This window comes from Saccharopolyspora soli, from assembly GCF_022678645.1.
GTDB classification, from domain to species: Bacteria; Actinomycetota; Actinomycetes; order Mycobacteriales; family Pseudonocardiaceae; genus Saccharopolyspora; species Saccharopolyspora soli.
In genome coordinates, this window is the sequence record NZ_JALBWV010000004.1 from 29781 (window position 1) to 44864 (window position 15084).

12 protein-coding genes and 1 tRNA gene are annotated in these 15084 nt (G+C 68.8%); 5 read left to right on the plus strand and 8 right to left on the minus strand.

Annotation, left to right across the window (positions count from 1 at the left end):
- Positions 1 to 84: 84 nt before the first annotated feature.
- From rho to argS, 6 genes are all read right to left on the minus strand, one after another.
- Positions 85 to 1773: a transcription termination factor Rho gene (gene rho / locus MOQ72_RS04170; protein ID WP_277953548.1), complete on the minus strand. Its 1689-nt coding sequence runs from the start codon at positions 1771 to 1773 to the stop codon at positions 85 to 87.
- Positions 1774 to 2655: 882 nt separating this feature from the next.
- Positions 2656 to 3570 (minus strand): homoserine kinase, encoded by a 915-nt coding sequence (thrB, locus tag MOQ72_RS04175; RefSeq protein ID WP_242180633.1) that lies wholly within the window; start codon positions 3568 to 3570, stop codon positions 2656 to 2658.
- A complete protein-coding gene (gene thrC / locus MOQ72_RS04180; RefSeq protein ID WP_242180878.1) occupies positions 3567 to 4631 on the minus strand; it encodes a threonine synthase in 1065 nt (354 codons plus the stop codon). Before thrC ends, thrB begins: the two co-directional genes overlap by 4 nt.
- A 20-nt stretch (positions 4632 to 4651) precedes the next feature.
- Positions 4652 to 5956: a homoserine dehydrogenase gene (locus tag MOQ72_RS04185; protein ID WP_242180634.1), complete on the minus strand. Its 1305-nt coding sequence runs from the start codon at positions 5954 to 5956 to the stop codon at positions 4652 to 4654.
- The gene (gene lysA, locus MOQ72_RS04190) at positions 5957 to 7375 is read right to left on the minus strand and encodes a diaminopimelate decarboxylase (protein ID WP_242180635.1); all 1419 of its coding nucleotides are present in this window, start codon (positions 7373 to 7375) and stop codon (positions 5957 to 5959) included.
- Between the two features lie 64 nt (positions 7376 to 7439).
- The gene (argS, locus tag MOQ72_RS04195; RefSeq protein ID WP_242180636.1) at positions 7440 to 9101 is read right to left on the minus strand and encodes an arginine--tRNA ligase; all 1662 of its coding nucleotides are present in this window, start codon (positions 9099 to 9101) and stop codon (positions 7440 to 7442) included.
- Positions 9102 to 9315: 214 nt separating this feature from the next.
- Here argS and MOQ72_RS04200 point away from each other — a divergent pair, with 214 nt between their 5' ends.
- Positions 9316 to 10101 (plus strand): thioredoxin-like domain-containing protein, encoded by a 786-nt coding sequence (locus tag MOQ72_RS04200; RefSeq protein WP_242180637.1) that lies wholly within the window; start codon positions 9316 to 9318, stop codon positions 10099 to 10101.
- 3 nt (positions 10102 to 10104) lie between these two features.
- On the plus strand, positions 10105 to 10782 hold the full coding sequence (locus tag MOQ72_RS04205; protein WP_242180638.1) for a DUF305 domain-containing protein: 678 nt from the start codon (positions 10105 to 10107) through the stop codon (positions 10780 to 10782).
- A gap of 94 nt (positions 10783 to 10876) precedes the next feature.
- On the opposite strand, the gene MOQ72_RS04210 is transcribed toward MOQ72_RS04205, so the two are convergent.
- Complete coding sequence (locus MOQ72_RS04210) at positions 10877 to 11794, minus strand: cation diffusion facilitator family transporter (RefSeq protein ID WP_242180639.1); 918 nt, start codon at positions 11792 to 11794, stop codon at positions 10877 to 10879.
- Between the two features lie 238 nt (positions 11795 to 12032).
- Here MOQ72_RS04210 and MOQ72_RS04215 point away from each other — a divergent pair.
- Positions 12033 to 12105: transfer RNA gene (locus MOQ72_RS04215), tRNA-Arg, on the plus strand.
- Between the two features lie 164 nt (positions 12106 to 12269).
- Here the strand turns inward: MOQ72_RS04215 and MOQ72_RS04220 are convergent.
- The gene (locus tag MOQ72_RS04220; protein ID WP_242180640.1) at positions 12270 to 13355 is read right to left on the minus strand and encodes a lipocalin-like domain-containing protein; all 1086 of its coding nucleotides are present in this window, start codon (positions 13353 to 13355) and stop codon (positions 12270 to 12272) included.
- Positions 13356 to 13434: 79 nt separating this feature from the next.
- Here MOQ72_RS04220 and MOQ72_RS04225 point away from each other — a divergent pair, with 79 nt between their 5' ends.
- Together MOQ72_RS04225 and MOQ72_RS04230 are read left to right on the plus strand one after the other, a co-directional pair.
- Positions 13435 to 14067, plus strand: a complete 633-nt coding sequence (locus tag MOQ72_RS04225) for a TetR/AcrR family transcriptional regulator (RefSeq protein WP_242180641.1) — start codon at positions 13435 to 13437, stop codon at positions 14065 to 14067.
- Between the two features lie 13 nt (positions 14068 to 14080).
- Positions 14081 to 15007 carry a carotenoid biosynthesis protein gene (locus MOQ72_RS04230; protein ID WP_242180642.1) on the plus strand — a complete coding sequence of 309 codons (927 nt, stop codon included), beginning with the start codon at positions 14081 to 14083 and terminating at the stop codon, positions 15005 to 15007.
- Positions 15008 to 15084: the final 77 nt, after the last annotated feature.

Below are 15084 nucleotides of genomic sequence, written 5' to 3' on the forward strand. Positions count from 1 at the left end.
TCCCTTGCTCTCGTCACACCCCCGGAACGTGACAGGGCCCGCGCCGGTGGTCGGCGCGGGCCCTGTGGTCGGGTGGGACTGGCGTCAGTCGTCGTCCTTGCCCGGAGTGGTCTTGGCGACCTGCATCAGGAACTCGATGTTGGTGCGCGTCTTGCGCAGCCGGTCCTGCAAGAGTTCCAGTGCCTGCTGCGCGTCGAGCGCGGCGAGCACCCGGCGCAGCTTGTGCGTGACGGCCAGCTCGTCCGGCGAGAGCAGGATCTCGTCCTTGCGGGTGCTGGAGGAGTCCACGTCGACCGCAGGGAACAGCCGCTTGTCGGCGAGCTTGCGGTCCAGCTTGAGCTCCGCGTTACCGGTGCCCTTGAACTCCTCGAAGATGACCGTGTCCATCGTGGATCCGGTCTCCACCAGCGCCGTGGCGAAGATGGTCAGCGAGCCGCCGTTCTCGATGTTGCGGGCCGCGCCCAGGAACCGCTTCGGCGGGTACAGCGCCGTGGAGTCCACACCACCGGAGAGGATCCGCCCGGACGCCGGGGCCGCCAGGTTGTAGGCACGCCCCAACCGGGTGATCGAGTCCAGCAGGACGACCACGTCGTGGCCCATCTCGACGAGCCGCTTGGCCCGCTCGATGGACAGCTCCGCAACCGTGGTGTGGTCCGACGGCGGCCGGTCGAAGGTGGAGGCGATGACCTCACCCTTGACCGAGCGCTGCATGTCGGTGACCTCTTCCGGCCGTTCGTCGGCGAGGACGACCATCAGGTGGCACTCGGGGTTGTTGGTGGTGATCGCGTTGGCGATCGCCTGCAGCACCATCGTCTTACCGGCCTTCGGCGGTGAGACGATCAGCGCGCGCTGCCCCTTGCCGACGGGCATCACCAGGTCGATGATCCGGCCGGTCAGGTTGTGCGGTTCGGTCTCCAGGCGCAGCCGCTCGTTCGGATAGAGCGGGGTCAGCTTGTGGAACTCGGGGCGGTTCTTGGCCGCGTCCGGCTCCAAGCCGTTGATGGAGTCCACCCGCACCAGCGGGTTGAACTTCTGCCGCTGCTGCTCGCCCTCGCGCGGCTGCCGGATGACGCCCTTGATGGCGTCCCCGCGACGCAGCCCGTACTTGCGGACCAGCGACAGCGACACGTACACGTCGTTCGGGCCAGCCAGGTAGCCGGAGGTGCGCACGAAGGCGTAGTTCTCCAGCACGTCCAGGATGCCCGCCACCGGCAGCAGCACGTCGTCCTCGCGGACCTCCGGCTCGCCGCCCTCGCCGCGGCCGCGGTTGCGGCGGCGGTCCCGGAACCGGCGGCCACGACCGCGACGACCACCCTCGTCGTCTTCGTCCTGGCGGTTGTCCCGGTCCTGGCGGTTGTCCGGCTTGCGCTCGGTGGCGCGTTGCTCCTCGGCACCCGACTCGGTGGCCGCGTTGCTGCGCCCGGACGAGCGGCGCCGACGGTTGCCGCCGCGCCGGTTGTCGTCCTCGCCAGCGGGCTCGGCCGCCTGCTGCCGACGGGCGCGGCCGCGGGTGGGAGAGGTTCCGTTGTTGCTCGGCTCGGCCGGGGCCTCCCGCGTGGCGGTGTCGGTCTCGGCCTCGTCGAGCGCAGGCTGGTGGGCCTTGGCGACCGCGGTCTCGTCGACGCGGACCGGGCTCTTCTTGGGAGTGCGGGACCGCGGCGCCGTGGTGCCGCCCTGCTTCTCCTTGATGGCGGCGATCAGGTCGCCCTTGCGCAGACCACCAGTCTCGATCCCCAGTTCCCCCGCGAGTTGGCGCAGTTCGGCAAGAACCATGCCGGATAGTCCACCGCGTCGCCGCGGAGTGCCGTTGGCCTCGGATTCCTGCTGGCCAGCCGAAGAGGCGTTGGTCGCCTCGCTGCTCAACAGTTCGGTGTTGCTCACGAATGTCCTTCCTGACCGGACCGCGCCTCCTACGCGGCCCAGCGGATTGCCCGCCCGCTCTGGAGTGCGGGCGGCCGGTGTGTGCTACCAGCCCTTTTGCCGGTCGGATTTGCTCCACGCACGCGGCGCGGCCGACTTCGGCCATGGCTCGGGGAACCAGCAGCACCGGGCGGTGGGAGGTACCCGGCTCGCGTGGTCCATGTGCGACGCATCCACTCCGATCCACACGTGCCGATGCACGCCCTGCTGCCGCCTCATTCCAGGAATCCCCGACTCAACTCGTGCCCCGGTGGTGAACCGGGTAGCTCCAGGTCGTCGGGCGGCGTAATGGTCACCTCGGAGGCCACACCTGTGGAACTTAAGGCCCCCAACCCGACATCGGCAACGATGTGTACCACCGAATCGTCCCGAAGCGAACTCAATTGAGTTGACAACTCCTGCCTCGGTCACCGCGATGCCGAACCCACCTAGGTTGATCTCCACCCGTGTCGGGCGGAGTTCAATTCACGGCGGGAGATGCGCCCCGGAAAACGATGTTCCGGACACGGCACCGGCGCCCTGGGCGCGGTGACTGATTGACCTTGAGGGTAGACGCCCCATAGTTCAGGTGCAACAACCCCCTGGGCGCGTGGCACGCCCTAGTCGGTCGTGCCGTCGACCACGTCTGGTGTGTGCCACTGTCAGCCGCCGACGACACCTCCTTTGTACCACCCCGCCGCAAGGCTCCTGTTCCGGGGCCGTGAACAGGGCTTTCGTCCCGGTTGACGGCTCCGGTCAGGTCTGCGGCACGACCCGCACACCGGTCTGATCGACCGGAAGGCGCACCGCGTCAAAACCGTTCGCCGCAACATCACCGGGAAGCACTCCACCGGGCGGAAACGCCAGCACTGTCGGGCCCGCGCCGGACACCGCCGCCGGGATGCCCGCCGCGCGCAACCGGCGGACCAGCGCGATCGTCTCCGGCCAGGCTGGCTCGCGGTAGTCCTGGTGCAGCCGGTCGTCGGTGGCGGCCAGCAACAGCGACGGATCACTGGTAATGGCGTGCACCGCCAGGGCGGCGCGGCTGGCCGCGAACGCGGCGTCGGCGTGCGGGACCTGTTCCGGGAGCAGACCGCGCGTGGTGTGTGTTGCCGACTCCGCTTGGGGGACAAGGACGATCGGTGCCAAGTCGGGATGCGGCTGCGTGCGGACGGCGTGGAATCGCCCGGATTCCTGCCAGGCGATGACGAATCCGCCCAGCAGGCTCGCCGCCGCGTTGTCCGCGTGCCCTTCCCAGACCGCGGCCAACTGCAGCGCGCGGTCAGCATTTTCCTTGTCCCGCAAGTCGAATCCGGCGAGCCCGAAGCCCGCGGCGACCCCGGCGACGATGGCCGCCGCGGAGGAACCCAGCCCGCGGGCGTGCGGAATCGCGTTCTGGCAGTGCAACCGCAGCGCCGGGGCCGGGAAACCCAGTTCGGCCAAGGCTTTGTGGATGACTCGCACCACCAGGTGACGCTCGTCGGTGGGCACCGCATCGGCGCCCTGGCCAACGACTGCTACCCGCGCCGAACCCGCGGTGCCGTCGACGACCCGCGCGGAAACGGTGTCGTACAAGGACAACGCCATCGCGAGGGTGTCAAATCCGGAGCCGAGGTTCGCGGTGGATGCGGGCACTGTCACCCGGACGGCCGAAAAGGGCAGCCCGGTCATGCGAGTTCCAGTGCGGTGGCCACCGCACCGGAGTCCACCGGCAGCGGCTCGACCTCGACCATGCCGGACAGCGCGGTGTCCGGGTCCTTCAGGCCGTGCCCGGTCACCGTGCACACCACGACCGATCCGGTCGGCAACCGGCCGTCGGCCGCGGTGGCCAGCAGTCCGGCGACGCTGGAGGCTGAGGCGGGCTCGACGAACACGCCTTCCCTGGCGGCCAGCAGGCGGTAGGCGGCGAGGATCTCCTCGTCGGTCACGGCGGCGAACAGGCCATCGGATTCCTCCTTGGCGCGTACCGCGCCGGTCCAGGAGGCCGGGCTGCCGACCCGGATCGCGGTCGCGACGGTCTCCGGCTGGGCGATCGGCTGGCCGTGCACCAGCGGCGCGGCGCCAGCGGCCTGGAAGCCGAACATCCGCGGCGTCGTCCCGACGACACCGTCGCTGGCGTACTCGGTGTAGCCCTTCCAGTACGCGGTGATGTTGCCAGCGTTGCCGACCGGCAGGCAGTGCACGTCGGGCGCCCGTCCGAGCACGTCGCAGATCTCGAACGAGGCGGTCTTCTGGCCCTCCAGCCGCACCGGGTTGACCGAGTTGACCAGCGTCACCGGGTGTTCGGCGGCGGTCTTGCGGGCCAACTCCAGGCAGTCGTCGAAGTTGCCCTGCACCTGAAGGATTTTCGCGCCGTGCACCACGGCCTGGGCGAGCTTGCCCATCGCGATCTTGCCCTGCGGCACCAGCACCGCTGAGGTCAGCCCGGCGCGGGCGGCGTAGGCGGCGGCCGAGGCGGAGGTGTTGCCGGTGGACGCGCAGATGACGGCCTTGCTACCGGCGGCCAGCGCGTGCGTGATGGCCACGGTCATGCCGCGGTCCTTGAAGGAGCCGGTGGGGTTGGCGCCCTCCACCTTCAGGTAGACGGTGCTGCCGGTGAGTTCGGTGAGGTGGTGCGCGGGCACCAACGGGGTGTTGCCTTCCTGCAGGGTCACGATGCGCGCCCCGTCCGGGACCGGAACCCGGTCCCGGTAAGCCTCGATCAGACCGGGCCACCCGGCACCCGATCGCACCGGCACGCCCTGGATGTTCGTCACGACGGTTCACCTTCCACGCGCATCACGCTGACCACCTCGCGCACCACCGGGAGCTGCGCGATCTTGTCCACAGTGGACTTCAATGCCGCGTCGGGCGCGGTGTGGGTGACCACCACGAGGCTGGCCTCCGCGCCCCGACCCTGCTGACGCACCACCGAAATGCTCACATCGTGCTCGTTGAACGTGGCCGCGACCTGCGAGAGCACGCCCGGTTTGTCGGCCACGTCGAGGCTGATGTGGTAGCGGGTCGGGGTCTTGCCCATCGGGCGCATCGGCAGCTGCGCGTGCGCGGACTCCCGCGGTCCCTTGCCCGCCACAACCAGGTTACGAGCCACCGCGACCAGGTCGCCGAGAACGGCGCTGGCCGTCGGCGCACCCCCGGCGCCCTGCCCGTAGAACATCAGCTGACCGGCGGCCTCGGCCTCCACGAACACCGCGTTGAACGCGTCGCCCACCCCCGCCAACGGGTGGCTGCGCGGGATCATCGCCGGGTGCACGCGGGCGGACACCGATTCGGTGCCGTCCTCGTCGACCACCCGCTCGCAGATGGCCAGCAGCTTGACCGTGCGGTCCAGGGTGCGTGCGGCCGCGATGTCGCCGGGCGTGACCGCCGAGATGCCCTCGCGGTGCACGTCGCTGGCGGTGACCCTGGTGTGGAAGGCCAGCGACGCCAGGATGGCGGCCTTCGCGGCGGCGTCGAACCCGTCGACGTCGGCGGTCGGGTCGGCCTCGGCGTAACCCAGCCGACCGGCCTCGTCCAGCGTTTCGGAGTAACCGGCGCCGGTGGAGTCCATTGCGGACAGGATGTAGTTCGTGGTGCCGTTGACGATGCCGATGACGCGGTTGATCCGGTCCCCGGCCAGCGACTCGCGCAGCGGCCGCAGCAGCGGGATCGCCCCGGCGACCGCCGCTTCGAAGTAGATGTCGGCGCCCGCGGCGTCGGCCGCCGCGTAGAGCTCGGAGCCGTGCTCGGCAAGCAGCGCCTTGTTGGCCGTCACCACCGACTTGCCGGACCTCAGCGCGCTCAGCAGCAGCGAGCGGGCCGGTTCGATGCCGCCGATCAGCTCGACGATGACGTCGACATCGCCGTCCACCAGCGCCTGGGCGTCCGTGGTGAGCAGGTGCTGGGGCACTCCCGGGTGCTTGTGCGGGCGGCGCACCGCCACCCCGGTCACCAGCATCGGTGCCCCGGTTCGCGCGGCGAATTCCTCCGGTTGGTCCTGCAACAGCCGCAGCACCTCGGTGCCCACGGTTCCGCACCCCAACAGCGCGACCCTGATCGGTTCACGGTCCTGGATCACTCACACCTCCAGCCGGAGCAGGTCGTCCTCGGTCTCCCTGCGCAGCAGCAACCGCGCCTGACCAGCATGAACCGCCACCACGGGCGGTTTGGGCAGGCGGTTGTAGTTGCTGGCCATCACGTAGCAGTACGCGCCGGTGGCGGCCACCGCGAGCAGGTCTCCTGGAGCAATGTCCTCTGGAAGCCAGCAATCGCGCACCACTACGTCACCGGATTCACAGTGTTTGCCCACGATGCGGGACAGCACGGCGGGCGCCTCGGCGCTTCGGGAGACCAGCCGGGCGTCGTAGACGGCGTCGTAGAGCGAGGTGCGGATGTTGTCACTCATCCCGCCGTCCACGCTGACGTAGCGCCGCTGCACGTCGCCGCCGAGCGCCACGTCCTTGATGGTGCCGACCTCGTAGACGGTCACCATGCCCGGCCCGACGATCGCGCGGCCGGGCTCGACGGCGATCTTCGGCACCGGGATGCCCGCGTTGTCGGCTTCCTTGCCGACGATCTCGTGCAGCCGAGTGGCCAGTTGGGCTGGCGGCAGCGGATCGTCCTCGGCGGTGTAGGCGATGCCCAGCCCGCCACCGAGATCCACAGTGGACGCGCTGGCCAGCGCGTCGGCGCCGTGCTCCTCGCGCAGCTCGGCCAGCAGCCGGACCACCCGGTGCGCGGCGAGTTCGAAACCGTCCACGTCGAAGATCTGCGAGCCGATGTGGCTGTGCAGACCGGCCAGCACCAGCGAGTCGGTCTTCAGCACCCGGTGCACCGCCTCGGCGGCCTGCCCGCCCCCCAGCGAGAAACCGAACTTCTGGTCCTCGTGCGCGGTCGCGATGAACTCGTGGGTGTGCGCCTCCACACCGACGGTGACGCGCACCAGCACGTGCTGCTGGACGTCGTGCTCGGTGGCGATGTGGTCCAGCCGGGCGATCTCGTGGAACGAGTCCAGCACGACGGAACCGACCCCTGCTTCGACCGCGGCGGTCAGCTCGGCGACGGACTTGTTGTTGCCGTGGAAGGTGATCCGCTCCGGCGGGAATCCGGCGCGCAGCGCCACGGCCAGCTCACCGCCGCTGCACACGTCCAGGCTCAGGCCCTCTTCGGCGACCCACTTCGCGACTTCGGTGCACAGGAACGCCTTCGACGCGTAGTGCACCGCCGCCGGGTCGCCCAAGGCGTCGGCGTAGTCGCGGCAACGGGATCGGAAGTCGTCTTCGTCGAGCACGAACAGCGGCGTGCCGAAGCGTTCGACGAGTTCGCGGATGTCGATCCCGGCGAACCGGACGACGCCGTCGGTGCCGCGCTCGCAGCTGCGCGGCCACACCTGCGGGTGCAGCAGGTCGAGCTCTTCGGCGCTGGCCGGAACGGGTCCTGCGGTGTTGCCGGGTGGCACGACGTCGGCGTGCCGGGGCCCGGCGGGATGGGCGCGCATCTACAGCTCCTTCGCGCAGCCTGCCGCTCGACAGGCCATTGGTACGTTCATCTCCTCGCGGGCACTACATCTGGTCCGGAGCGCTGACACCGAGCAGCGCGAGACCGTTCGCGATGACCTGGCGGGTCCCCTCGCACAGCTGCAACCGGGCGATGGTCAACGGGCTCACCTGGTCGTCGCCGGGCTGCAGCACGCGGCACGCGTCGTAGAACTTGTGGTAGGCGGCGGCCACGTCCTCCAGATAGCGGGCCACCCGGTGCGGTTCCCGCAACTGGGCGGCCGAGAGCACCACGCGCGGGAATTCGCCGAGGGTGCGGATCAGGTCGCCCTCACGTTCGTGGGTGAGCAGCGACAGGTCGGCTTCTTCCACCGGTCCTCGTTCGATGCCGAGCGAGGCGGCGTTGCGCTGCAACGAGGACAGCCGGGCATGCGCGTACTGCACGTAGAAGACCGGGTTCTCGTTGGTGCGCTTGCTGATCACGTCCAGGTCGATGTCCACTGCGGAGTCCGCGGAGGACCGGACCAGCGAGTAGCGGGCGGCGTCCACCCCCACCGCGTCGACCAGATCTTCCATCGTGACAACGGTGCCCGCGCGCTTGCTCATCCGCACCGGCTTGCCGTCGCGCACCAGGTTCACCAGCTGTCCGATGAGGACTTCGACCACGGCCGGGTCGTCGCCGAGCGCCGCCGCGGCGGCCTTGAGCCGGGCGATGTAGCCGTGGTGGTCGGCGCCCAGCACGTAGATGCACAGGTCGAAGCCGCGGTTGCGCTTGTCGCGCAGGTAGGCGACGTCACCGGCGATGTAGGCGGGCTCGCCGTCGCTTTTGATCAGCACCCGGTCCTTGTCGTCGCCGTACTCGGTGGAGCGCAGCCACCAGGCGCCGTCGGAGAAGTACAGGTGACCGGATTTCTTGAGCTTCTCGACGGATTCGGCCACCGCACCGGAGGTGTGCAGCGAGTCCTCGTGGAAGTACACGTCGAAGTCGGTGCGGAACTCGTGCATGCTCTGCTTGATCTCATCGAACATCAAGCCCACGCCGATGCGGCGGAACGTCTCGTGGCGCTGCTCGGCGGGCAGTTCCAGGGCGTTCGGCTCGGCCTTGAGCACCGCGGCGGCGATCTCGCCGATGTAGTCGCCGCCGTAGCCGTCCTCTGGGGTGGGCTCGCCCTGCGCGGCGGCGATCAGGGACCGGACGAACCGGTCGATCTGCGCGCCCGCGTCGTTGAAGTAGTACTCGCGGGTCACCGCGGCGCCCTGCGCGGCCAGCACTCGACCGAGCGCGTCGCCGACCGCCGCCCACCGGGCGCCGCCCAGGTGCATGGGACCGGTCGGGTTGGCCGAGACGAACTCCAGGTTCACGTTCAGACCCGCGTACCGCTGGCCGCGCCCGTAGTCCGCGCCCCGGTTGAGGACCTCGCGCACGATCTGGCCCTGCGCGTCGGCGGCCAGCCGCAGGTTGAGGAAGCCCGGCCCGGCGACGTCGGCGGCGTCGATGGCGTCCTGCCCGGTCAGCGCCTCGGCCAGCCAGCCTGCGAAATCCCGGGGCGATACGCCGAGCCGCTTCGCGACCTGCATCGCCACGTTGGTCGCGTAGTCGCCGTGCGCCGGGTTGCGGGGTCGCTCGACCGTCACCGCCTCGGGCAGCACGGAGGTGTCCAGGTTGCGGGCGGAAAGCACCTCGACGGCGGTGTTGCGAACCAGTTCTGCGAGCGCGGCGGGAGTCACCTTATGCAGTCTAAGGAAGCGTCACCGCTGTTCAGCGAACGGGTTGGGCAGGCCAGCGGCGGACACGACACGCCGTGTGATCGAACCATCACGCAGATGTGAGAACGTGTGGTGGCGAGCATTGGACGAGCGGTCACCCGCCGCGCCCGCAATCTCTAGACTGGCGTGCCGGGTCCACCCGGTGTTTCTTGGCGAGACGAGGTTTGCGAACAGCATGGCGAACAGGAAGAGCAAAGCGGTGCGCGGCGCCGTGGTGCATCAGCGGTCGATCCCCTGGATGCTGATCTCCGGAGTCACCGTCGTAGCGGTGTTCGCGGCCGTGATCTTCGGGTACGCGTACAGCCGGTGGTCGGCGCAGGAGTCCGTCCGGCAGGCCCAAGCGGCGGCGGAGGCGGCAACCGCCGCGTTCAAGCCGTCCCCGCAGAACCCGGACCCGTCCAAGACGATCCCCGGCATCACCATCGTCAACTACCAGGGGCAGGTCCACATCCGCTCGGACCAGCGCGTGGCCTACGACCACACCCCGCCCTTCGGCGGCCCGCACGACGGCATCTGGGCCGACTGCACCGGCGTGGTCTACCCGGAGGCGGTGCGCACCGAGAACATGGTCCACTCGCTGGAGCACGGCGCGGTGTGGATCGCCTACAACCCGGATCGGGTCGACGAGGCAGGCCTGGCGCGGCTCAAGGCGCGGGTCGAGGGCAAGCCGTACACGATGATGTCGCCGTATCCAGGCCTGGACAGCGCGATCTCGCTGCAGTCCTGGGGTCACCAGCTCAAGGTCGACAACGCTGACGACGCGCGCATCGACCAGTTCATCACCGCGCTGCGGTTGAACAACAACGGCGTCTACCCCGAGGTCGGCGGCTCCTGCCAGGCATACCCGGGCGCGTTCGACACGAACAACCCGCCGAAGTTCGACGCCGCACCGCCGGGCCCGGACGCGGTCACCATGGACGGCCGCGGCGCCACGGCGGCCACCGGCGAGATGGGCCAGTGAGCGGTGTCCGGTGACGCACCTGCCGCCCGGCGATCGCTGCCGGTGCGGATCTTCGTGGCAGTCGCGGCAGCGCTGGCACTGCTGTTGTTGGGGGCGGCGCTCGGTCTGCTGATCCGGGTGCCGTCCTTCGACCGCGCCGAACCGCAGCCGACCGCGGTGGACATCGGGTTCGCGCAGGACATGACGATGCACCACCAGCAGGCCGTGACCATGGCGACGCTGGCGCGCGAGCGCGCCACGGACGTCGCAGTGCGGCAGTTGGCGTTCGACATCGAAACCAACCAGCGCGATCAGATCGGTCGGATGCAGGGCTGGCTGAGCCTGTGGGGCCAACCCGCGCAGGCCACCGGCCCGCTGATGCAGTGGATGACCCCGGACGGCGGCCACGACCACAACGCCGCTGCGACCGGTGCACCGTCGGGCGGGCTGATGCCCGGCATGGCCACCAGTGCGGAGATGTCCCGCCTGCAGTCGCTGCGCGGACCGGAGTTCGACGTCTACTTCCTGCAACTGATGCTGCGGCACCACCAAGGCGGCGCCGAGATGGCCGAGTACGCCTCGGTGCACGCGGCGCTCCCAGCGGTGCGCGAGCTGGCGAAGAACATCCTCGGCTCGCAGAGCAACGAGAGCACCCTCATGCGCACCATGCTCACCGAACGAGGCGCCCAACCCCTCGGCTGACCGCAGCAAGGGAACCTTCCTGTCACCCCAACCCCAGGGACACCCACGCCCGCTGACGTGAGCATGGGAACCTTCCTGTCACATCCGGCGGCGGTCACCAGGTCAGGGCTTGGCAGCGCTTGGCGCATTCGGCGGGTTCGACCTGCAGGGTGGCGTGGTCGATGCGGTAGCGCTCGGCCAGCAGGCGCTGCGCCGCCACCAGCACGCCGCCGTGATCGGCGGCCGCGTCGGTGGTCAGGTGGGCTGAGGCGACCTCCATGCCGGATGTGAGGGTCCACACGTGGAGGTCGTGCACCTCGGTGACCGACGGCAGCGCGGCGAGGTCGGCCCGGAGTTCCCGCACGTCGACTCCTTCGGGAGCCTGCTGGACGAGGATCCGCAGGGCTTGGCGTGCCAGCTTCCAGGTGCGCGGTAGCACGAAGAGCCCGACTGCGACCGCGACGATCGGGTCAGCGAGGTACCAGCCGAACGCCCAGGTCACCGCGCCGCCGATCAGCACGCCGACGGAACCGATGGTGTCCGCGAGAACCTCCAGGTAGGCCCCGCGCACGTTCAGGCTCTCGTTGGCGCCCCGCCGCAGCAGTGCGAAGACCACGAGATTGGCGACCAACCCGGCTGCGGCGGTCAACATCATCGGCACACCGGCGATCTCCGGCGGCTCCTGAAACCGGGCGATGGACTCGTAGAGGATGTAACCGGCGACGGCGAACAGCAGCACGGCGTTGGCGAGCGCGGCCAGCACCTCCATGCGGTACAGCCCGAAGGTCCGCTTGCCCTCGACCGGTCGACGCGCAGCCGTGATCGCGGCCAGCGCCATACCCACGCCGAGCACGTCGGTGAGCATGTGTCCGGCGTCGGACAGCAGTGCCAGCGAGGACGTGTAGAACCCGACGAGTGCTTCGAGCACGAAGAACGCGAGCAGGATCGCGAACGACGCAGCCAACCGCCGCACGTAGCGGCCGGATGCGCTGACCGCATCAGCGGCCGTACCGTGCCCGTGCCCCTGACCCATCGGCTGTCCTCCTCACGTCGACCCCTGACATATAGTGAAATATGCATGATTGCAGGTGTCAAGCGCGGCGGCCGAGCCCATGACGCGAGGAAGGGAACCTTCCTGTCAACCGTGACAGGAAGGTTCCCTTGCTCTCACCGGGCCGCGAAGTGGTGGTGAACGGTGGGTTGGGGTAAGTCGCCCCCCGCCGAGGGCTGTGCCGCCGATGCGCTAGGCTGACGATCGTCCGCAGCGACAAGCCCTCGTAGCTCAGCGGATAGAGCACTGCCCTCCGGAGGCAGGTGTCGCAGGTTCGAGTCCTGCCGAGGGCGCCGATTTGATCAAGCGTTTCTGCAGTTCAGGACTGTTGTGCCCGGTAGCAGTATGTCGCTACCGGGCATAATTTTTTCTGGACGACGTGCGCAGGTTCATGCCGTCCGGGGTCTACCGATGCCGACGAGCGCACGCCGAACACGCTGCCGGCATCGGACGCCCGCTATTGGCCGATCCGGGTTTTGCCGAGGTACATCAGCTCCCAGATCGCAGAATCCGTGTGGCTGTCCACGATCCTGCCCGCATGGCGGTGTTCGATCCGCAGCTCGCCGGTGAAGCGCAGGTAGGCACCGTCGAAGCCGACGATCTTGGCGGCCAGCTTCTTGGGGCCGTCGATCTCGTTGATCAGCTTGTTGGCGGTGAGGTCGCGGTGGCGGGTGAAGGTGACGACGTAGCTGTCGTCGCCGTCGGTGCAGGTGTAGCGGGTGAGGTTGGCGACCGGTTTTCCGGTGGTGGTGTCGGTGTAGGCGCCGAGCCGTTCGAAGGTCACCTTGCCGGCGTCGTCGGCGATGACCTTGCCGTTCTCGGCCAGCATGAAGATGGGGATCTCGGCGTAGCCGTACTTCTGTTCCGCTGTCACGTAGGACGCGATGACGCTGTAGGGACCGGCTTGCCCGCGGGCCCAGTACCAGTTGTTGACCAAGGAGGTCATCGGTGCGTTGCCCCAGTTGTGGTCGTGGTACCCCACACCTGATGCCTCGGTCGACGTGCCGTTGACGCGGTAGGTCGCCTGCACCTTGCCCTGCGGTACGGCGGGTAGCCAGTTGAACTCGTGCTCGTCGTCGGCCCCGTAGTACATGTGTCCCGTGGCGGGCCGCCAGGCCGGGACGTGGCCGGTGAGGCTGATTTCGACGGCGATGCCGTCCGCCTCCGCGACGATCTTGTAGCTGTGCAGGTCGCCGCTGAACACGTTGTCGCCGATGCGCACGTCACACCGCTCGCGGGAAGCCGAGAACTGCTCCGGCGCGAACTTCCCGATCTTGTTGTGGCTGGTGCCGTCGGGCAGGTCGAGGTCGATGCGGATCGTCGGCGCGAGCGGCTTGGCGATGTCGGTGAAGTTCTTGGTGTGGAAGACCACGACGAGTTTGGCGCCATCGTCGAGGTGGGCGTCGAAGTACCACCACTCGTAGGTTCCCGCCTCGCCGCCGGTCCGTGTCCCGTCCTCCCACAGTGCGACGTGGTCGGGGCTGATCCCGATCCGCTCGTAGTCCTCGGCGGTCGAGCCGAGGCGTGAAGGTGTGGCGTTCATCGTGCTGCCCTCCGGTTCCTTGTAATCCGGCAGCTGTCGGATTAAGGTTAGCACTGTTCAGACGACTACAGGAGGTTCGGTGGCGAGAGCACGGCGTGCGCCGGGCCGCCCGGCTGCTGACGCGCAACTGCCCGATCTAGCGGAGATCCTGCAGCGCGGCCTTGAGGCGTTCGCGGAACTGGGTTACGAGGCGGTGTCCGTGCGGCAGCTCAACGAGCACCTGGGCATGGGGCACACCTTCATCCACGACCGGTACGCCACCAAGGAAGCGTTCTGGCAGGCGGTCATGGACGCCGCTGTCGCCCAGGTGAAGGAGGAGGTCATGGCGGCCTTCGCCAAAGAGCAACCGACTGACGACCTCGCCCGGCTGATCGCCAGCGTGCGCGCCTTCCACCAGGTCAGTGCCCGCCATCCACACCTCGGCCGGGTCGTCGACTACGAAGCCGCCCGCGACTCACCGCGCCTGGCCTACCTCCACACGCTGATGAGTCCGCTCAACAACGCGGCGCGGCCGGTCTTCGACCGACTTGTCCAGCAGGGGGTGTTGCGCGACATCCCGTTCTACCTGTTCCACTTCGCCGTCACCAAGCCGCTGGCCATGTACAGCCAGACACCGCTGGCCCGACTGTTCGACCGGCCCGATGACGCCGACGACCACGAACTGCTCAGCACGGTGGTCCTCAATGGACTGCTCACGCAACCCACCAAGTAGTTGGAGTCGCCACATGTCCGCTATCCAACGTTCATCGAGGACCCTGTGGATCCTCACCGCCGCCATCGCCGCCGGCCTGCTCGTCGCGGCCTTCCTCCCTGGTGCGGGCGCACGGCTGCCGGTGATCGTGGTCCAAGTCGGGTTCGTGCTCCTGCACGGCGCGCACCGCTACGGCTGGCGCGCCATCGGCGTCTTCGTCGCAGCAGGCCTGATCATCAGCAACATCCTGGAAAACCTCAGCATCCAGACCGGCTTCCCGTTCGGCCACTACCACTACACCGGCGACGGCAAGATCTTCCAGGTCCCGTGGTTCATCGGCCCGGCCTACCTGGCCACCGGCTACCTCGCTTGGATCGTGGCCACCGCGCTCCTCGGCGACGTGCGCCGAAACTCGCCCTGGCTGACCACCCTCGGCACCCCCATCATCGGCGCGTTCACCATGACCGCCTGGGACCTGGCGTTCGACCCCACCACGTCCACCATCAACCAGGCCTGGATCTGGGAGAACGGCGGCGGCTTCTTCGGCGTCCCACTGGTCAACTTCCTCGGCTGGACCCTCACCGTCTACCTGTTCATGCAGGTCTTCGCCCTCTACCTGCGCGGCCGCGGCCCGGTCGCACAGCCGGACCGAACCACCGTCAGCGACCTGCAAGCAGTATTGCTTTACGCGGCAACGACAGTCTCCTACTTCGTCACCTTCTTCACCGCCGAGCGCACCACTGTCACCGATGCCACCGGCGCGATCTGGCGCACCGCCGACATCTACGAGACCTCGGTGCTGCTCACCGTCTACGGAATGCTCTTCATGACCCTCCTCGCGCTGCTGCGCATCGCCCAACGACGCTCCACCACAACGGCATCGACGCCGGAGAGCAACACCGTCCATCGAGCAGACCACGGAGGTGACGACATCGATCGAGCCCTGCTGTCTCAACGGTGATGAATTCACCCGAGCCGCGGGGACGCAGGCATGGAAAGCCGGAGACTCGCGCCAAGATCCTCGACGTCGCGCGCCGA